The 17,940-nt window shown below is 40.9% G+C and carries 18 protein-coding genes and 1 tRNA gene; 16 read left to right on the top strand and 3 right to left on the bottom strand.

Translation table 11 applies throughout. The annotated features are described in order from the left end of the window. Positions 1-14: 14 nt before the first annotated feature. The 3 genes from CLOSA_RS11490 (at position 15) to CLOSA_RS11480 (ending at position 3,864) form a co-directional block, all read left to right on the top strand. Positions 15-1,781: a cache domain-containing sensor histidine kinase gene (locus tag CLOSA_RS11490; protein ID WP_242647732.1), complete on the top strand. Its 1,767-nt coding sequence runs from the start codon at positions 15-17 to the stop codon at positions 1,779-1,781. Between the two features lies 1 nt (position 1,782). After that, on the top strand, positions 1,783-3,654 hold the full coding sequence (locus CLOSA_RS11485; protein WP_013272939.1) for a substrate-binding domain-containing protein: 1,872 nt from the start codon (positions 1,783-1,785) through the stop codon (positions 3,652-3,654). Positions 3,655-3,780: 126 nt separating this feature from the next. Next, positions 3,781-3,864: transfer RNA gene (locus tag CLOSA_RS11480), tRNA-Leu, on the top strand. A gap of 106 nt (positions 3,865-3,970) precedes the next feature. Here CLOSA_RS11480 and CLOSA_RS11475 read toward each other — a convergent pair. Next, positions 3,971-5,614: a sensor domain-containing diguanylate cyclase gene (locus CLOSA_RS11475; protein WP_013272938.1), complete on the bottom strand. Its 1,644-nt coding sequence runs from the start codon at positions 5,612-5,614 to the stop codon at positions 3,971-3,973. A 203-nt stretch (positions 5,615-5,817) separates the two neighbouring features. After that, on the bottom strand, positions 5,818-7,035 hold the full coding sequence (locus CLOSA_RS11470; RefSeq protein ID WP_013272937.1) for a 6-phosphofructokinase: 1,218 nt from the start codon (positions 7,033-7,035) through the stop codon (positions 5,818-5,820). Between the two features lie 607 nt (positions 7,036-7,642). On the opposite strand from CLOSA_RS11470, the gene CLOSA_RS11465 reads away from it, so the two are divergent. The 8 genes from CLOSA_RS11465 to CLOSA_RS22135 all read left to right on the top strand — a co-directional run bounded on the left by CLOSA_RS11465 (position 7,643) and on the right by CLOSA_RS22135 (position 12,679). Beyond that, positions 7,643-8,263 (top strand): hypothetical protein, encoded by a 621-nt coding sequence (locus CLOSA_RS11465; RefSeq protein WP_013272936.1) that lies wholly within the window; start codon positions 7,643-7,645, stop codon positions 8,261-8,263. Between the two features lie 139 nt (positions 8,264-8,402). Further along, the gene (locus CLOSA_RS11460; RefSeq protein ID WP_013272935.1) at positions 8,403-8,930 is read left to right on the top strand and encodes a nitroreductase family protein; all 528 of its coding nucleotides are present in this window, start codon (positions 8,403-8,405) and stop codon (positions 8,928-8,930) included. A 523-nt stretch (positions 8,931-9,453) separates the two neighbouring features. Further along, positions 9,454-10,020 carry a thymidine kinase gene (locus tag CLOSA_RS11455; protein WP_013272934.1) on the top strand — a complete coding sequence of 189 codons (567 nt, stop codon included), beginning with the start codon at positions 9,454-9,456 and terminating at the stop codon, positions 10,018-10,020. A gap of 136 nt (positions 10,021-10,156) precedes the next feature. After that, positions 10,157-10,303: a CPC_1213 family protein gene (locus CLOSA_RS22910; protein WP_013272933.1), complete on the top strand. Its 147-nt coding sequence runs from the start codon at positions 10,157-10,159 to the stop codon at positions 10,301-10,303. A gap of 142 nt (positions 10,304-10,445) precedes the next feature. Then, positions 10,446-10,655: a cold-shock protein gene (locus tag CLOSA_RS11450; RefSeq protein WP_013272932.1), complete on the top strand. Its 210-nt coding sequence runs from the start codon at positions 10,446-10,448 to the stop codon at positions 10,653-10,655. A gap of 24 nt (positions 10,656-10,679) precedes the next feature. Further along, a complete protein-coding gene (locus CLOSA_RS11445) occupies positions 10,680-10,886 on the top strand; it encodes a hypothetical protein (protein WP_013272931.1) in 207 nt (68 codons plus the stop codon). Between the two features lie 394 nt (positions 10,887-11,280). Continuing rightward, on the top strand, positions 11,281-12,540 hold the full coding sequence (gene eam, locus CLOSA_RS11440; RefSeq protein WP_013272930.1) for a glutamate 2,3-aminomutase: 1,260 nt from the start codon (positions 11,281-11,283) through the stop codon (positions 12,538-12,540). Then, positions 12,533-12,679, top strand: coding sequence for a hypothetical protein (locus CLOSA_RS22135; protein ID WP_207636041.1), 147 nt, complete (start codon positions 12,533-12,535; stop codon positions 12,677-12,679). The genes eam and CLOSA_RS22135 overlap by 8 nt, the downstream gene beginning before the upstream one ends. A gap of 175 nt (positions 12,680-12,854) precedes the next feature. Here the strand turns inward: CLOSA_RS22135 and CLOSA_RS11430 are convergent, their stop codons facing one another. Continuing rightward, positions 12,855-13,070, bottom strand: coding sequence for a hypothetical protein (locus CLOSA_RS11430; RefSeq protein WP_013272929.1), 216 nt, complete (start codon positions 13,068-13,070; stop codon positions 12,855-12,857). 276 nt (positions 13,071-13,346) lie between these two features. On the opposite strand from CLOSA_RS11430, the gene CLOSA_RS11425 reads away from it, so the two are divergent. The 5 genes from CLOSA_RS11425 (at position 13,347) to CLOSA_RS11405 (ending at position 17,933) form a co-directional block, all read left to right on the top strand. Next, positions 13,347-13,538 carry a hypothetical protein gene (locus tag CLOSA_RS11425; RefSeq protein ID WP_013272928.1) on the top strand — a complete coding sequence of 64 codons (192 nt, stop codon included), beginning with the start codon at positions 13,347-13,349 and terminating at the stop codon, positions 13,536-13,538. Positions 13,539-13,662: 124 nt separating this feature from the next. After that, on the top strand, positions 13,663-14,583 hold the full coding sequence (locus tag CLOSA_RS11420) for a YIEGIA family protein (protein WP_013272927.1): 921 nt from the start codon (positions 13,663-13,665) through the stop codon (positions 14,581-14,583). Beyond that, entirely contained in the window at positions 14,570-14,761 is a 192-nt protein-coding gene (locus tag CLOSA_RS11415) for a capping complex subunit for YIEGIA (protein ID WP_013272926.1), read from the top strand. The genes CLOSA_RS11420 and CLOSA_RS11415 overlap by 14 nt, the downstream gene beginning before the upstream one ends. Before the next feature lie 20 nt (positions 14,762-14,781). After that, entirely contained in the window at positions 14,782-17,106 is a 2,325-nt protein-coding gene (locus tag CLOSA_RS11410; RefSeq protein WP_013272925.1) for a xanthine dehydrogenase family protein molybdopterin-binding subunit, read from the top strand. Next, entirely contained in the window at positions 17,103-17,933 is an 831-nt protein-coding gene (locus CLOSA_RS11405; RefSeq protein WP_013272924.1) for an FAD binding domain-containing protein, read from the top strand. The genes CLOSA_RS11410 and CLOSA_RS11405 overlap by 4 nt, the downstream gene beginning before the upstream one ends. Positions 17,934-17,940 lie beyond the last annotated feature (7 nt).

The following is a 17,940-nucleotide window of genomic DNA, read 5'->3' as shown; positions in this document are numbered from 1 at the left end:
GGAAGAAAAGATTCATGGATATGAAAATTCGTGATAAAATGATCAATTCTCATATTTTTATTGCGCTCATTCCATTCTGCTTTGTAGGGATTCTGGGAATCATCAGCTCCACCAGAGAGGCGGAACGCAATGTGACCCAGCATACGTCTCTGCTGGTGGGGCAGGTACAGCATACCACAGATATCTATATCAGCAGCATTGAAAAAACTGCGAATATGCTGATCCGTATTATTGAACCTATGGATCTTGACCGCATTCCATCTGCAGAAGACATCCGATGGAAAGAGTATGAAACAGCACTGAAAAACAGCTTTGAAATGGTGGCAGATACTCATGATGAAATAGCGGGCATTTTTTTTGCAACCGAGCATGATATGTATGTGGGAACCGGGATGTCCAGAGTCTCCCGGGATCCGTTTGCCAAAGAGGTCTGGTATGAAAAAGCAATGGCTTCTCCAGGTGAAATGCAGATCATCAGTAATGTTACCGGAAGGAATATAGTTACGGAAGCTGCCTACAGCATTGACGATGTATTTTCGGTGATGAAGGCTGTTATGGACCCGGAAACAGGCGAGAGAATCGGCGTATTGCTGTTTGATGTAAAACATGAAATCATTTCTTCCGCCATTCAGGATGCCAACATCGGCGAAAATGGATTTGTTTTTGTCCTGGATGAACAGAATCACTTAGTATATGCACCAACCAATAAAATCGTCTACCGCATCCGCCCGGAATGGCTGTGGAAGGAAGAAGAGCCTGTGACAGCAATCATCAATGGGGAAAAATATCAGATCAGCTATCAAAGATCTGTCTATACCGGCTGGAAAACCGTCAGTGTCTCATCCTATCAGGAAATCATGGGCGGTATTCATACTATGCTGTTCATGTTTGGCTGGGTATTGGTTTTAACAATTCTTACGGTATTTATTGTAGCAGTAAAAATATCAGAGACGGTTACAAAGCCCATTGTCAGACTCCGCAACCTGATGAAGGAGACGGAAAAAGGCAACTTATCCGTCCGTTTTGAAGGCAATTATCTGGATGAGGTCAGTGAGCTTGGACGCCGGTTCAACCAGATGCTGGAGCGCATACAGGAATTGATGGAAGAGGTTTACAAGGAACAGGAAAACAAACGGAAAGCACAGCTTAAGGCAGTCCAGGAACAGTTTAAGCCTCATTTTTTGTACAATACCCTGGACACCATAGGCTGGATGGCAAGAGAGCATTCCGCCTATGACATTGTTCATCTTGTGGATGCCCTTACCAATGTTTTCCGCATCAGCTTAAGCAAGGGAAAAGACTATATTACCATTGAGGAAGAAATCCGATATATTTCCAATTATCTTTACATACAGAAAATCCGGTATGGACCTAAGGTGCAGTATGAAATCCAGGTAGAGGAAGACTGCATGAACGTGATTCTGCCGAAAATGATCCTGCAGCCCCTGGTGGAAAACTCCATTTACCATGGGGTAAAGATGAAGAACGGAGACGGGCACTTAAAAGTCATTGGTAAGGCGGAAGGGGATTGGGTAAGCCTGGAAGTATGGGATGACGGAAAAGGCATGAAGGATGAAACGGTTGGGGAGTTATCCAGATTGTTAAACGAGCCGGGAGAAGCCGGCAGGAACAGAAGCTTTGGATTATTTTATATTAAGGAACGGCTGCGCATCCGGTATGGAGAGCAGTTTCAGGTGTTGGTGGAAAGCAAAGAGGGGCAGGGGACGCGTATTGTTGTACGAATTCCAAAAGAAGTTCCCAGTGAACTTGAAAAAGGGTAAAATGGAAAAAAGAACGAAATTACTTGTGATATTGCTGATTATGGTATTTGTTTTTTTGGGATACCGGATTTACAATGGTGTGATCACCCAGACGGTTTATAAAAGTGATGTGGAATATGTGATCGGTGTTTCCCAGGCGAACATGCGGGAAGCATGGAGGGTAGCGCTGATCAATGAGATCCAGGAGGAAGCGGGAAAGTATCCCAATATCAGGATAGTTACAGCGGATGCAACCTCCAGTGTAGAGAAGCAGGAAAAGGATGTAGACAGGCTTCTGGATTTCGGCATTGATCTTTTGATCATTTCTCCCTGCGATTCCAGCCGCTTAACAAAAAAGGTGGCAGATGTCTATCAGGAGGGGGTTCCTGTCATCGTTATGGACCGGAGTGTGGAGGGGTTTGATTATAATCTGTTTATCGGCCCGGATAACAATCTGATCGGTAAGCAGGGCGGAGAATGTGCAGTCCGGCTGCTGGAAGGCGGGAAGGGAAAAATTCTGGAGCTTCGCGCAACAGCCGGTTCTCTGCAGAGCGAGGAGCGGAGCCAGGGCTTTGATTCGGTGATCAGGGATTATCCTGGCATAGAAAAGACTGTTTGTGATCTGAAAAATGACATGAAGGATCCGGCCTATGATGCGGTATTTGCCATGGAGGAAGAACTGAAACGTGTTTCCCTAATATTTGCCAACAATGATTCGGTGGCCTTTGGAGCATACGAAGCACTAAAGGACAGGAATCTGGCTGAGAAGATAAAGGTCATCGGGTGCGACGGCTTTACCGGAGAAAACGAAGGGGTGGATCTGGTGCGGAAAGGAAAGCTTGCGGCAACCATTTCCTGCCCTACAGGAGGAAAAGAGGCAGTACAGTATGCAATTAATATTCTGCGGAAAGAAAGCGGTGTTCCCAAGCAGGTGATTTTAAGAAGCCATACCATTTACCCTCAAAATGCCAGTGAATATCTGGCGGCTCTGGACAGAGAAAGTATGGATGATGGCAGAAGAATTACAGTAGGCTATTCCCAGGTTGGGCAGGAGAGCCAGTGGAGGCTTGCCAATACCCGTTCGATTCAGGAGGCCGCCAGGGAGTTTCATATGGAGCTACTTTTCGACAGCGGAGACCAGTCTCAAAAAAAGCAGATTGAGGCGATCCGGAGGTATATTAAGGAGAAGGTAGATGTAATCGTAGTTTCTCCCGTCGTGGAGACCGGTTGGGATGAGGTACTTAAAGAGGCCAAGGAGGCCGGTATCCCTGTCGTAATGTCTGACAGGAGAATCGAAGCAGGGGAAGATTTGACAACTACATACATCGGAGCTGATTTTTTAGAGGAAGGGCGAAGGGCAATGCGCTGGCTGAAAGAACATGTAAAACCGGAGCAGGGAAATGTTCGTATTTTAGAGATTCAGGGAAGTGAAGGAGCAACGCCTACGGAAGAGAGAAAGAAAGGGTTCTTTGAAATTTTGAAAGAAAACCCCCGGTATGAGATCGTATATACGGATTACGGTGATTTTACTTACGATGGAGGGAAAAAGGTAATTGAGGAGTATATCAACAGTCACAACTGGGATGTGGATATTATATATTCCCACAATGACGATATGGCCCTGGGGGCGATTGAAGCCTTGGAGGCACATGGGCTGAATCCGGGAAAGGATATTACCATTGTTTCCGTAGATGCAACAAAGGAAGCGTTTCAGGCAATGATAGACGGTAAGCTGAATTGTGCAGTGGAATGCAGTCCGCTTCTGGGTCCACCGCTTATGAAGGCAATCCGGGATATGGTTGCAGGAAAGGAAATGCCTCTTCGGATTATAACAGAAGAAAAAGTCTATGACCAGTCCGATGCAGAAACAGTCATAAAAAACAGAGAATATTAAATTCACATAGATTCTATTGGACCAGACCGTAAAGATTTGGAAATGGATAAAAAAAGTACTTGATTATTTGCCAAAAGTATAGTATTATAATTGTACGAATTGATTCATCAATTTGTACAATTATACGCAGAAGTGGCGGAATTGGCAGACGCGCACGGTTCAGGTCCGTGTGGTAGCAATACCTTGAGGGTTCAAGTCCCTTCTTCTGCATGATAATCAGAAAGATGCTCTGGGGAAAATACCGCAGGGTATTTTTTATGAAACTGTAAAAAGGGGTGCTGCAAACTGTATGATTATTTTGCAGCACCCTTTCTCTTTATGATTTTATCATGCTCATACCTGGCTCATAAACTGCGTATTGGCTGCGGCCATGTTTCTTTGCATGATAGAGAGCAATATCAGCCTTTTCATATAATTCTTCAAATACGGTTCCATCTTCCGGGTAGGCCGCTGTTCCCAGACTGCCGGAGATGTGGGCTTCCGGTTCCAGGGCGCTGCCAATTAAGCTGCACAGGTTTTCCAGACGAGCGTACAGATCCATGCTGTAAGCGACATCCTTTAGTAATATGATAAATTCGTCGCCTCCCAGCCGTCCGAAGATGTCATCCCGCCTTAGGGCAGATTTAAGCCTTGAAGCAGCACGGTGGAGTGCCTTATCTCCAAACTGATGACCGTAATTATCATTCAGCTGCTTGAACCGGTCAATATCCAGCATAATGAGGATGTGATGGCCCTGGCTGTTTTTCAGTGTATTGCGTATGGCATGAATGGCAGTTGCCCTGTTTAGCAGGCCGGTCAGGGAGTCCTGTTTGGAAAGTTCCTGAAGCGTCAAAGCTTCCCGTTTGGAAGCATCAATATCCTTAATGAGGATAAATGCTTTAATGGTATCGGTATAAGGATCGGAGACAATCTGAACCAGGCCAAGTCCCCAATAGACGCTTCCGTCCGGCCGCAAACGCCGATGCTCCAGCCGCAGGGACCGGTTTCCGCGGTAATAGTGATAGAGCAACTGATTTTTATTGAAGAATTTCAAAAACATCTCACGGTCTTCTTCAAAAATATGATGCTCTGCAATAAAACTCATGATGCTGGAAAAGGAATTGGTAACATATTCCGGCATGGTCTGAGTCATTTCGCCTATAATCTCTTCAAATAAGTCGAATTTTAAATTATATTCGTAATAGCCAATGCAGTCTTTTTTCTGTTCGCGCATGTACTCCATCCATTTTTGATATGCCAGCTCTTTTTCATACTGGTCCGTAATATCCTGATAGGATATGATTCCTCTGAGAGGCCTTTGATCCTCGGTACACACCAGGGAGTAATGAGTGGAAAACCAGTGATAATCTCCGGAACCTGTTTTTAAACGCGTGATACATTTTCCCTCGGGTACTCCCCGTTCCATGTTCTGATAAAAATCCAGAAGGTCTGTAACACTTTCCCTGTGTACTATGCCGTTTTCAATAAGAAACTCCGGGGAGAGGGGCTGGGTGTAGGGGAAGGGGAAGGTTCTGGAAAATTCAGGTGAGGGGGAAAGAGTTCTGGAAGGAATGTCATAGATGCTTACAAGGCAGCCGGAATGCTGGCTTGCCAGCCGGTATTGTTCTTCGCGGATCCGTAAGTGTTCCTGAAATTTTTTCATACATGTAATATCTGAGATTGCACAGTACAGTATTTCCTCCTCAGGAATATAATTTAGTTGTAAGGAACACCAGACGCAGTTCTTTTGCATTTTTGCTTTGAATTCCAATTCAAAGCTGACTGTCTGGCCGGTGAGGTGGCTGCATATTTCTGCCAGCAGCTCCGGATATTCCGATTCACATACCATGTCCTTAAGTGAAGCAGGCGTTTGAAACAGTTCTTTTATTGCCTGGTTGGAATAAAGAATGGTTAAGTCTTCATCGGTCTTAAGCTTCAGTATGCCGCAAGGGATGCGGTCTAAACAAGGTTCTTCGTTCATTGTTCACTTTCTCCCATAAGTGCTTTGAAAATAGAATTAGACTTTATTATGAATATATGATACATACTGTCAAAAAATGCATAAAAAAAATGAATATAGTAGACATTGGAAAATTATTAATCAAAAATATGAATTTGATCAATAATAAGAGGCACAGCCAGAGAAATAGCTGGCTGTGCCTCTTAAGAGTTCTATAGAAATCATCATTTCCGGTACAGATATACCGGTCTGCCGTTTTCTATTTTTCGATTGGGCTCTCCCTGGATCAAAGGCAGTACATATTCCAGAAAGTCCGGAGTAACATCGGTACCATTGCTGCAGATCCATTGGGCTGGGAAGAGTTTTTCCTGATTGCATACCTGGTTGACATCAACCGTAGTACATTCCATAGAATAAGGAGAGTTACCTGTGCGGCAAAAGGCCACCATTTTTCCGGTAAAGCCGTTTAAAGCTGCTTTTACCCCTTGCGAGCCTGCCTGAACAGATTCTTCTATATCAGTAGCAGAGGCCAGCATACCGCTGCATCTCTGGTTTACGTTCAGTTCAATGGAACGAACCTTTACGCCGAATCGGTCACGGACAAAATTCTCCAGCATTTTACCGCTGCCGGTGAGCATTTTATGGCCGAAGGTGTCTAAACGGACTTCATCGGCATACTCGCAGATGAATTTACCCTTGGCATCAGAGAGTCCCTCTGAGATACAGATAATAACGGTACTATGCTTATTAAGGGCGGCCTTTACATCCGATGCAAACCGTTCAAAATCAAAATCCGTTTCAGGAAGGTAGATAAGTACTGGATTATCCCCCTTAAACTTTCTGGCCAGGGCACTGGCGGCAGTGAGCCATCCGGCATGACGGCCCATCAGTTCTATAATGGTGACTGATTTTTGCTGGTAAACAGAAGAATCCAGGACGATTTCCCGGACAGTATCTGCCACATATTTGGCAGCGCTGCCGTATCCGGGTGTATGATCCGTTAAAATCAAGTCATTGTCAATGGTTTTGGGAATTCCGATAAAACGGATGATGCTGTTGTGATGGGCGGCATAGCGGGAAAGCTTGCTTACCGTGTCCATAGAATCATTTCCGCCGATGTAAAAGAAATATCCAATTTCCAAGGCCCGGAATTTTTCAAACAGAGCCGGATAAAGGGGAGAAGACAGATTGTCAGGGAGCTTATACCGGCAGGAGCCTAAATAAGCAGCAGGTGTTAGTTTCAGCAGCTCCAGTTCTTCTTCCGTTAAGTCGTTTGATAAATCCATATAATTATCGGACATGAAGCCTTCTATGCCGTTGATCATACCGTAAACCCGGCTGACACCAGCCTGAGCCATTCCTTCCTTAATGACGCCGTAAAGGCTTGCATTGATCACAGCGGTTGGTCCGCCGGATTGTCCTACGATTGCATTTTTCTTCATGTATAAAATCCTCCAAGTTTGCATATGCCACGGGCACCTTCCCTATTCTATAATAGAACGACCATCTTTGCAACGGTCATTCCAGAATTTCCAGGAATTAATTAGCCCATAAAAAGGGAGGAGCCGGTGAAATGTGACTTTCACCGGCCAGTTATGAAAAAAAGTTTTTAATTTAACAAGTATTGGAGTTCTTCTTGTTACTATCTTAATTATAGTAGACAGATGTGAAAAAAGTTTGTAGAAGTTGTAAATAAATTTTGTACGTCTTGTGAAAAAACTGTGAATGAATAATATTCTGGCATTGGAAATTTTATATTGATTTGGCGAACTCAACCGCTGGTTCGTTCCATATCCTATTGGGATTTGATAGTCTAAGGGCAGGAAAGGAGGACTTCCCTATGGATCAGATTAAAATCGGAAAATTCATTGCTTCTTTCCGAAAGGAGATCAATCTGACAATAATTTCAAATTCAAAACGGTAAACACATGAGCTGCTAACTATCAATATTAGTTAGTAGTTTTTTTATACAATTCGGATATCCCGCTCTTTTCTTGAATAAAACTAAAAAGTATGTTAAATTTCATATATACGATTGGGGGATTTACTATGAAAAAGTACCTTTTAACAGTGGCTTTGGCTCTTGGAATTATTTGTTTAACGGGCTGTTCAAAAAATGGTTTGGAAATACAAACTGCTGCTGAAACTAATGGGAGTGTTGAGATTTATGAGGGAGATAAGAGAGTTACATTTAATTTAAAAAACTTGCCTTACGATATGGAATACAAAGGGCATATTCTTCAATTTTCATCTTGTGAGCTGTTTCAGGAAAAGTCAGATGCAGATTATTCTTATACGCCTTACGTAGTTGCAAAAGTTAAAATAGATGGAATTGATGATGAAACATTGCAAAGATATAATGAAGATTTATATGTTTACGGGAATATAACTAATAATAAAAGTCATAACAGCAAGGAATTGTCAAAAATTTGTGAGATTGATTATAGGGGGTATCGATATTATGTATTTTCACAATCTTTGTTTATGTCGAATGATCAAAGCTATGATTTTTCAGAATCTTCATTTAATGTAGGTTTTTTGATTCTTCAAGGTAAAAATTATAGGGCATTGCAATTTATTTATACCGGATCTTCAAGTTTAAATGTTAGGGATTTGAAAGATGTAGGTGAAGAAGTCTGGTATGAAATCAAACAAAAACAACTTAAATAAGAACCATTTATAAGTAAAAATAATGAATATTAAAATTACATTGGTAGTAACGCCATTTACTATCGCAAAACATAGAAATACATGATATAATTTTATTACAAAAGCATAAAAAACAGGAAGATAGAAAGGACTTAAAAGAATGGACGTAATGGATGCAATCTACACAAGAAAAAGCTATCGTAATACATTTAAACCGGATCATATCCCTGATGCCGATTTAAAAGAAATCTTGAAGGCTGGTGTAGCGGCTCCCTCTGGCTGCAATCAGCAGACGACTTGTTTTATCGCAGTAAACGATCAGAAAATGGTATACAATCTAGCTGCTATATATGGTGCGTCATGGGCACTGACCGCACCTGCAGCAATCCTTCTGTTAACAAAAGAAACGATTTCTTATAAAGGAAACTCCTACCACATACATGATTATTCTGCCGCAGCTGAGAATGTTCTTCTGGCAATACATGCAAAGGGATATTCGACTACCTGGATTGAGGGCCAGATCGAAGGAGAAAAAGCAAAAAAAATGGGAGATGTTCTTGGTGTTCCAGAAGATTTAACGGTAGTTATCTACATGCCCTTGGGTATACCAGATAAAGAAAATCCTGGTGTAACAAAAAAACCTTTTGAGGATAGAGCTTGGCTGAATGGTTATAGGAAAGAATTTTAAATAGCAGAGAGTATAAAACCAATAGAGAAAAAATATTTATGGCCTGGGATTATCCAGGCCTTTTCTTTTGTCAAGCTAATTATGCCAAAGAGCATGATTACACCAGCACTCTTTGCATGATTATTGATAATTATATACATAGGATTCTAATCATAAAGATATATTTAAATTGAAAAGGGGAAATAAAATTGGATATCAATAATATTTATAATTTATCTGAGCAATATATATGGAAAGATGCGGTGGGCCTTAACTTAGAAGTCGTTAGGAGAAGCTGCAGGAAGCCGAAAAATATATGTAAACATTGACTATGTTCCACATAAGTATCTAGTACGAAGTTTCATTCGCAGTGTAGTAAGCATGCATGCCTATTTTAGGAGACTGAAATTGGGGATGCCGATATTATTCAAGGATAGATTTTTATCTTACAGAATTGATTTTGGAGAAATAAATGAAGCTTTTTCGTTTGGAACAGCAGGTTTGATTTCTTAGGACATAAACATATAGAGAAAAGGAGAAATAAATGGCTAAATTGTACTTCAGATACGGCGCAATGGGAAGCTCTAAGACAGCCAATGCACTAATGACCAGATATAATTATATGGAAAAAGGGAAGAAGGTTTTGCTCGTAAAGCCTGATATAGAAACCAGAGATGGAAGAAAGAAAATCAAGTCCAGAATCGGGCTGGAGGCGGATTGTATTTTGTGGTCTGAATTTAAAAATTATGACTTTAAGTTCATCAATAATCTGGATGCGGTGATTGTAGATGAGGTCCAATTTTTATCGGAAGCCGATATTGATCAACTTTCAAATATCGTTGATGAATACCATATTCCAGTCTTCTGTTATGGCCTAAGGATTGATTTTACATCTCACCTTTTTTCCGGCTCAAAGCGTTTGATGGAATTAGCAGATGAAATTGAAGAGCTAAAGACAGTATGCTGGTGCGGCAATCATGCGAATATGAATGCTCGAATTGATGAAAATGGAAACATCGTAAGGACAGGTCAGCAGGTATCAATGGGGGCTAATGATAAATATGTTTCCTTGTGCCGTAAACATTATAAGGAAGGTAAAATAAAGCAATAAACCGGAAGCAGTCATGGTTCACTGACTTCCCATGCACGATTCAGATTTCTGGTTCAAATTGGAAACTGATCATAGAATGGGTTTTTTATAGGAATGGTATAATAGAAAATAGTTTTATAATTAAAGGAGGCAAACGATGAGCAGGGATAATTCAAAAAAAAGTACTAGTAATCATAAAAAGGAAGATGGTACTTTTCATTCAAAGCATATTAAGCATAATCCACAGGCAGAAAGCGCCCGGGCCGTATTTGGTTTAAAGGCAGATAATTCAAAGGATAAATAACCTTAGACTCTAATGTGAACTAAAATAAGTTTCATTTAGCCGAAAAACAGGAAAATATAAATATTTCCCCATATAGGAAATGATAAAGGTTTGGCTATCTTTTGTAGGATAATAGTGGGTTTATAAGGAGGTTTTCAATAAAATGTCTAATTATACGGGTGTGGTAAAATGGTTTGATAATGAAAAAGGCTACGGCTTTCTATCAACCAGTGAAGGACAAGATGTTTTTGTACATCATTCACAAGTCAAAGAAAAAACTCATAATAAAGATTTGCACGAAGGTGAGTCGGTTAATTTTGATGTGAGAAAAGATGAGAAAGGGTTATGTGCTTTAAATGTACAAAAAATATAATAGAAACGGTAAAGGAGTGATTATATGAATCGCGTTCATTATAATATATCAGGCTTACAGAATTCTGAGATTAAAACACAGCTGAAAAATGCTTTGGATAAAATAGAAGGTATCTCTATGGTTAATATTGACGTAGCAAGAGATTCTATTGAAGTCGGATACAATCAATCAACAGACGAAAATTTAATAAAATCTTGTATTGAAAATGTTGGCTGCAATATAATAAGCTGAGTTTTACTGAAGGTTATTACACGAAATCCTAATACGCACTCAATAGAAGCATGGAATTTACTTGCTCTTATTGAGTGTGAATTAGGATTTTTTCATAGGGTTGACTAGGTGACAACTTTGCTGGTATAATTAAGTTGTTACTTTGCCCGTGGCAAAAGTGCAGTAAATAATAGAGGAATTCATAGAAACGATTTACTTAATCTTGTCCAGGCAATATAATTCAAAATCAAGTCTAAAATTAATTATCCAAACATCCCATATAAGAACGTTTCAATTAACCGCGGAACAAACCGCTGATTGCTTCGTAAAAAGAGAAATTATCACGGATCAATGTAAAAATCTCCATAGAAAGATTATTTTTAGGGAGTAAATAAAATATGGAAGGAGACGTTTCATGGAAGAAGGCAGGAAACGACAGGTATCAAAGGAAAGAGCAGAGGAATTAAAGGGGCGTATCGAAGATTTTTTAGAAGCCAGAAAAAGGATTCCAAAGGGAATGGACATGGAGGAAGAGTTTGTTAAGAGGAAAAATAAAATATTAAAGGTATTAAACGCAACAGAAGAGAATTGGAATGATTATCATTGGCAGTTAACCCATAAGATATCGGATATTAATACGTTAAGTGAAATCATTCCCTTAAATGAAACAGAAAAGATGCGCATTAAAAAGGTTGAAAAAAAATACAGATGGGCGGTTTCTCCCTATTATTTAAGTTTGGCGGATCCGCATGACAATTATGATCCCATACGGTTATTATCAATTCCAACCCATAAAGAGCTGGAGGATCCCTGTTTGGACCTTGATCCCATGGGGGAAGAATATACAAATCCGGCAGGCTGTATCACAAGGCGGTATCCAGACCGGTTAATTATCAATGTGACCAATGAATGTGCCATGTACTGCAGACACTGCCAGAGAAGAAGGAATATCGGCGAGGAAGATGTTCATAGGTCTCGAGAAATGATCCTGGAGTCTATTGAATACATAAGAGAAAATGAGGAAATCAGGGATGTGCTTATCACCGGCGGTGATGCCCTGTGTTTATCTGATGAGGACCTTGAGTGGATGATTAAGCAGTTAAAAGAGATATCCCATATCGATTATATCCGCCTGGGTACCAGGAGCCTGGTAACCATGCCTCAAAGGATTACGGATCAATTATGCTCCATGCTTAGAAAATATCATCCAATTTATATAAACACGCATTTTAACCATCCAATAGAAATTACTAAAGCGTCAAAAGCGGCATGCGAAAAGCTGGCTGATTCCGGAATTGTCCTGGGAAATCAGGCAGTGTTGTTAAATGGAATTAATAATAATAAATACATAATGCGGGTACTCAATCATGAGCTGCTAAAATGCAGAGTGAGACCTTATTACATCTTTCATGCAAAACATGTTCAGGGTACCGCTCATTTTAATACATCCATTGAGGACGGCATAGAGATCATGGAATACTTACGCGGTTATACTTCGGGAATGGCGATTCCCACATTTATAGTAAATGCACCAAAGGGACAGGGAAAAACTCCCATCTTTCCTAATTACATTGTATCCCGGGGACCTGGCTATGTTCAGTTGAGAACCTGGGAAGGAAATATGGTTAAATATGAAGACCATGAAACAAAGGACATCAGGAAATGCCTTGAATGATCGCACCAATGCCATTCATATGAAGATTTTTACATTGGCTGAAAAAATTATTGCTTTAAGCCGGGAAGGGATTGAGGATAACTTAGATCCTAAATGCGTGGTTGTATTTGCTCAGGCAAAGGATATAAAGCATGGGTGATTAAACAAAGATCAAAAACAGAACTTGCTGGTCACATGAAGTTAGGAAGATATTAATAATGAATGACTTTAAGCAACATCTTGCGATATAAGATGTTGCTTTTTTAATAGATTCCCCGATCCTGCAAGCTAATTCTGCTATTTTTCTAAGCCATTGATGTCTATCCTCTAACAAATTATCCATGAACAAGCATTCCGCATTCTTCGCAATATAACCAGGTGGATTTATTACGGACTTTATTTGGTGTTTTAATCCTTTTGGCATTGGCATTGTTATAACCGCAAATAGGGCATATAAATCTTGTTTCACCATACCAGCCTATTTCTTCTAAGGCATTTAATCCGGATTCAATAAAAACGAAACATTCATCATTCATTAGTTGTTTTTCCATTGCAATTACTCCTTATGTGTCTTTTCGTAAGTATTATAACATATAAAAAACAATAAATCAAACATATGTTCGAATTTGCGTATATGAGCTGTAAATGCAGGGATGGGAAACCGCTTCAATCGGATGTAAGAATCGATATAGCAGTATTAAAATATGAATTTTTTTACAAAGGAAGATGAATACAAGAATAAATCTACAATAATTATATATGCTATGACTGTAATGTATTTACAAGAGAAATGAGACCGGCAGGAGCCTGGAAGAAAGGAAGACAGTATGAGGAAGATGTTGGTAAAAGCAGCAAAAACTGTTATCAATGTATCGGTAATTTATGGGGTTGTTATGGTTGTTTTCATGACCTTGGGCTTTACTGTAGTGCAGTCGGTGTTTGACTTTAGAAACGATGAAATGGGGACAGATGACAGCAGCAGAAAGGAAGCCCAATGCGGAACGGATCAAGTCTTATAAAACTGCGAGATGGGAAACAATGCCCTTTGTTTCTGGCTCCTGTATAGGATATAAGGAAAAGGTAATAATATTCTAAAATTTAGATTGGAGAATTATGGCCTCACCTGTGATGCCATGAAGTCAAATGGAGAAAACATTAGCATTTCATGATCTTACGATTATATTGTGCGGTATCGCAATGGGAACGATTGCGCGGATTATTACGCTTCGCATTGATACACGTCAAAATCCCAGTTATCCGACGGGCGGATTTATCAGCATCGTCATAGGCATACTGGCTTCTGCTTTGGGATCTGTTGCAATCCCATCCCTGCTAAACAAAGAATTTACGGCTGTAACTTTTATTGCCTTAGCCATCCAGCATTTCCGGGATGTAAGAGAAACAGAAAAGGAAAGCCTTGAGGATCTGGAAAAAACAGAGTATTCCAAACGAGGAGCTGCCTATATTGACGGCATTGCAAAGACTTATGAGTCCAGAAATTATTTATCCCTCCTTACCTCCCTGCTTGTTGTTCTGATCTTAAGTGTTTTATCTTCGAATAATCTGGTGCTGAACATGCTGGTTGCCGCTGCCAGCGGCCTTGTTATTATTTATTTCCTGACCAGATTGACAAAAGGTAAATGCATTGGTGATATCTGTTATATAAAAGAAGGGAAAATAACCATTGAACATTCGGATTTGTTTGTAGATGGCATGTATGTCACCAATGTACTGGGAACCCGGGTAAGCAGGGACTTATTCTTAAAAGAAGGCATTGGTATTGTCATAGAACCGAAAAGCAATAAATTCAGAATTACCCTTGAGAATTCCGGACAGAGACAGGCAATGCTTTTTGAGGCAACCAGAACCTTTGGCGTTAAGCGGTTCAGTTTCACCAGAAAAAATTATACAAAAGGAAAGCTGCTGCTGGCTTTTGTGCCAATTATCCGTGACCCTGATGCCATTATAGATGTCATTAAAAAGACACCGGTATTGGAAAACAGCAGAAAAATAAATACTATTATGGATATTGATATAGGAGGAGGGCACGATGGGACAGAGTAATCCTGAGATATTAGTTTATATAACAGATAACAAAGAAAGGATCATATCAGGCGATCCATTGACCCTTTATATCCCTGATCTGGAGGAACGAGAAATCTGTCTGACCGACTTGGGGAAGGCGCTTCGAGCCAGTGTGGTGCAGCTTAAAAACGGTGACCATATATTAATTAGCAAATAAAACATATCAGGAGGCGGCCAATGGAAACCCAGTTGGGAAAAGATACAGTAAGAAAAGAGGCAAACCATAAGGTGACGGGCATGGCCAAATATACAAACGATTTGAGTGATTTCCCCATGCTTTATGCCAGGCTATTAACAAGTATTCATGCTCATGCCCGGATTATATCGATTGATACGTCGGAAGCATCTGCAATGCCTGGAGTAAGGGCAGTCATTACTGCAAAGGAATATCAGATCTTGTGCGGAACGATGTTCCGGGACCGGCCTCCTTTAGCTAGAGAAAAAGTGCGTTATTACGGCGAACCGGTTGCCATTGTTGTAGCAGATGATGAAATGCAGGCAAAGGCTGCAGCAGGAAAAATACTGATAGAGTATGAACCTTTGCCGGTTGTAAATACAGTGAAAGAGGCAACGAAGAGGAATCCCGTCATCATACATGAATCTCTCATGTCCTATACAAAAGCCGCAGAGGAAGTTTATCCCGTTAAAGGAACAAACATCTGTCATCATCAGAAAATCAGAAAAGGGAATATGCAGAAAGGGTGGCAGGACAGTGAAATTGTGATAGAGGGAAACTTTTCGCTTCCCCAATCGGATCACGCTGCCATGGAAACCAGAGCAGTCCATTGTATGATCATGCCGGATGACAGCGTAATAATAAAGACTTCCTCTCAGTCTCCTTATGAGGTCAAGGAACTGGTCAGCCAATACTTTAATATTCCGGAAGGAAAGGTAACCGTACAGGTTCCGTTTGTCGGCGGAGGGTTTGGAGGAAAATCCTGCGTACAACCGGAGGTATTGGCAGTGATTTCGGCAATGAATGTAAAAGGCAAATGGATCAATCTGGCGAATACGAGAGAGGAAGATATGGTCACCTCTCCGTGTCATTTGGGGTTGGAAGCATCCATCAGAATAGGCGCAAAAAGAGACGGAACAATTACAGCGGCTGAAATGTCATTTCACATAGACACCGGAGCATATGCGGATATATCTCCTAAAATTGCGAAGGCCATAGCGGTGGATTGTGCCGGTCCTTATCATATACCCAATATCCAATGTGATTGTTACAGCGTATATACAAATCATCCATATGCCACCTCTTTCCGCGGGTTTGGACATGAGGCATATACCTTTTGCCTGGAAAGAATGATGGACAAGCTGGCAGACAAAACAGGGCTGGATTCTTTTCAGCTAAGGCATTTAAACCTGGTCCGTGCCGGTGATTTGACTCCTACCCAGGTTAAGGTTACTGCCAGCAATACAGGCAATGCGGAAGAATGTTTGGAAAGATTAAAGACAATTATTAACTGGAAAGAAGGAGCACGCATAGAGGAAGGAAATGGCCTGATAAGAGCAAAAGGGATCAGTTGTCTGGTCAAAACCTCCGATACTCCTACGGACGCAGGTGCAAGTGCTGTTTTGACCTTTAATTCTGACGGAACCATGAATCTGGATTGCGGTGCCACCGAGATAGGTCCGGGAATGAAGACAACAGCAGCCCAGCTATTGGCAGAAAAAATGAGAACATCCATTGACAACGTTTATGTAAAACTGGATGTGAATACTCAGTCAACACCATATTTATGGAAAACAGTTGCCAGCATGACTACTTTTTTAGTAGGGCGTGCCGTTTTAAATGCGGCTGATGATGCTATCTCCCAGCTGCTGAACTTGGCATCCATTGCACTCCGGTGTCCTCCCGAGGATCTGTATTTTGAGAATATGATGATATATGCAAAGCATAATCCTGAGCTTTACATCATGTTCAAAGATCTGGTCAAGGGTTATAAATATCCCAATGGTAATTCTGTCAAAGGGCCTGTCATAGGACGTGGCAGCTATGTTATGAATCATCTCACCCCCCTAAATGAGGCATCAGGACAGGGAGTGCCAGGTCAAAGCTGGACCGTTGGCGCTCAGGCAGTTGAAATTGAATACAATACCAGACAGCATACTTACCGGATTTTAAAGGCTGCTACTGTGATTGATGCAGGAAAGGTCTTAAATCCAAGGAGTGCAAGAGGTGTAATCATGGGCGGCATGTGCATGGGACTGGGATTGGGAATCTGTGAAGATTTTATTTACAATGAAGATGGAATTGCAGAAGATACAAGCTTCCGGACTTATAAAATGATCCGTTACGGAGAAAACCCGAAATACCTGGTTGATTTTGTAGAAACGCCTCAAATGGATGCACCTTACGGAGCCAGAGGGATTGCAGAACACGGCATCATCGGAATGCCTGCCGCACTGGCAAATGCCATATCATTGGCGGCTGAGATCGATGTAAACCGGCTTCCCATTACGCCTGAATTCATATGGCGGGAAAGGCTGAAATTATGATACCTTTTGACTTTGATTATTATAAACCAGATAGCCTGGAAGAAGCATTGGGCTGCTATCATGATTTACTTTTAAATAACAAAAAACCTCTATATTATGGAGGCGGTACAGAAATAATCAGTATGGCCAGGGTTAACAGCATAAATTTTGATGCAGTCATTGATTTAAAAGGAATACCCCAGTGCAATCAGCTTGAGTTAAGTGACGGGAAACTCAGAATCGGAGCAGCCCAGACTCTTACAAATATTGCAGAACACAATGCATATCCTTTGCTGTCCAAATCCATCAAACGGATTGCTGACCATACCATTCAGGGGAAGATTACCATAGGCGGTAATCTGGCCGGTACGATCAAATACCGGGAAGCGGCTTTGCCTTTTATGATCAGTGATTGTACCCTGCAGGTGATGACGCAGGGGGGATTGGTCTCGCTGCCGTTTTTACAGGCATTTGATGGTAAACTGAAGTTAAAAAAAGGAGAATTTATTGTATCCATAATGATAGAAGAAGATAATTTATATTTACCTTACAATCATGTTAAAAGGACCAGAATGGAGAAAATAGATTACCCATTGATTACCATGGCGGCAGTGAAATATAAAAAAGCGGCTAAGGCAGCAATTACCGGGTATGGGAACAATCCGATCCTATTATCGGAAAGGATCATAAACCATAAATTATACAGCACGGATCAGAAAATTAAGAAAATCATTAATTCAGTACACAATGACTGTAAGGGTGATTTGTCAGGAAGCAGGGAATATCGGGAATTCGTATTAGAAAACATCCTGCAGGAAATGTTTATGAATTTTGAAAAGATAGGATGATCTTTTC

Origin of the sequence: [Clostridium] saccharolyticum WM1, assembly GCF_000144625.1 — a bacterium.
Taxonomy (GTDB): domain Bacteria; phylum Bacillota; class Clostridia; order Lachnospirales; family Lachnospiraceae; genus Lacrimispora; species Lacrimispora saccharolytica.
This window is presented reverse-complemented; position numbering and strand designations above follow the sequence as displayed.

Bases quoted from the DNA above. Each gene is read 5' to 3' on its own strand.
- CLOSA_RS11450 (WP_013272932.1), top strand. From the start codon at position 10,446: ATGTCTAATTATACGGGTGTGGTAAAATGGTTTGATAATGAAAAAGGC.
- CLOSA_RS11485 (WP_013272939.1), top strand. From the start codon at position 1,783: ATGGAAAAAAGAACGAAATTACTTGTGATATTGCTGATTATGGTATTT.
- eam (WP_013272930.1), top strand. From the start codon at position 11,281: ATGGAAGAAGGCAGGAAACGACAGGTATCAAAGGAAAGAGCAGAGGAA.
- CLOSA_RS11410 (WP_013272925.1), top strand. From the start codon at position 14,782: ATGGAAACCCAGTTGGGAAAAGATACAGTAAGAAAAGAGGCAAACCAT.
- CLOSA_RS11430 (WP_013272929.1), bottom strand. From the start codon at position 13,070: ATGGAAAAACAACTAATGAATGATGAATGTTTCGTTTTTATTGAATCC.
- CLOSA_RS11490 (WP_242647732.1), top strand. From the start codon at position 15: ATGGATATGAAAATTCGTGATAAAATGATCAATTCTCATATTTTTATT.
- CLOSA_RS11455 (WP_013272934.1), top strand. From the start codon at position 9,454: ATGGCTAAATTGTACTTCAGATACGGCGCAATGGGAAGCTCTAAGACA.
- CLOSA_RS11425 (WP_013272928.1), top strand. From the start codon at position 13,347: ATGAGGAAGATGTTGGTAAAAGCAGCAAAAACTGTTATCAATGTATCG.
- CLOSA_RS11460 (WP_013272935.1), top strand. From the start codon at position 8,403: ATGGACGTAATGGATGCAATCTACACAAGAAAAAGCTATCGTAATACA.
- CLOSA_RS11445 (WP_013272931.1), top strand. From the start codon at position 10,680: ATGAATCGCGTTCATTATAATATATCAGGCTTACAGAATTCTGAGATT.
- CLOSA_RS11415 (WP_013272926.1), top strand. From the start codon at position 14,570: ATGGGACAGAGTAATCCTGAGATATTAGTTTATATAACAGATAACAAA.
- CLOSA_RS11470 (WP_013272937.1), bottom strand. From the start codon at position 7,035: ATGAAGAAAAATGCAATCGTAGGACAATCCGGCGGACCAACCGCTGTG.
- CLOSA_RS11475 (WP_013272938.1), bottom strand. From the start codon at position 5,614: ATGAACGAAGAACCTTGTTTAGACCGCATCCCTTGCGGCATACTGAAG.
- CLOSA_RS11405 (WP_013272924.1), top strand. From the start codon at position 17,103: ATGATACCTTTTGACTTTGATTATTATAAACCAGATAGCCTGGAAGAA.
- CLOSA_RS11420 (WP_013272927.1), top strand. From the start codon at position 13,663: ATGGAGAAAACATTAGCATTTCATGATCTTACGATTATATTGTGCGGT.
- CLOSA_RS11465 (WP_013272936.1), top strand. From the start codon at position 7,643: ATGAAAAAGTACCTTTTAACAGTGGCTTTGGCTCTTGGAATTATTTGT.
- CLOSA_RS22910 (WP_013272933.1), top strand. From the start codon at position 10,157: ATGAGCAGGGATAATTCAAAAAAAAGTACTAGTAATCATAAAAAGGAA.